We start from the raw sequence: 322 nt of genomic DNA, 5'->3' as shown, positions 1-322 counted from the left end.
TCCGACGCCGGAAATCCTGCCGGAACTGGCGCTGGAAGTGCGTCCGGACGCCGTGCTGTGCACGGGGCGCACCGACTACCCGAACCAGGTGAACAACGTGCTGGTGTTCCCGTTCCTGTTCCGCGGCGCGCTGGATGCGGGCGCGACGACGGTGACGCGGGAAATGGAAATTGCCGCGGTCAACGCGATCGCCGAACTCGCGCGCCAGGAGCAGAGCGATATCGTCGCGACGGCGTATGGCATTCAGGACCTCTCGTTCGGCCCGGAATACCTGATTCCGAAGCCGTTCGATCCGCGCCTGATCGTCAAGGTCGCGCCGGCC

1 protein-coding gene is annotated in these 322 nt (G+C 66.1%); it reads left to right on the top strand.

The genetic code is table 11. The features are described 5' to 3' along the window. Window positions 1-322: malic enzyme-like NAD(P)-binding protein (locus P0D73_RS46860; RefSeq protein ID WP_408436578.1), on the top strand; the 322-nt coding region annotated here is incomplete at both ends.

This window comes from Paraburkholderia sp. RL18-101-BIB-B, from assembly GCF_046026985.1.
Classification (GTDB): domain Bacteria; phylum Pseudomonadota; class Gammaproteobacteria; order Burkholderiales; family Burkholderiaceae; genus Paraburkholderia.
The sequence above is the reverse complement of the archived record's forward strand: the minus strand, read 5'-3'. Positions and strand labels throughout refer to the sequence as shown.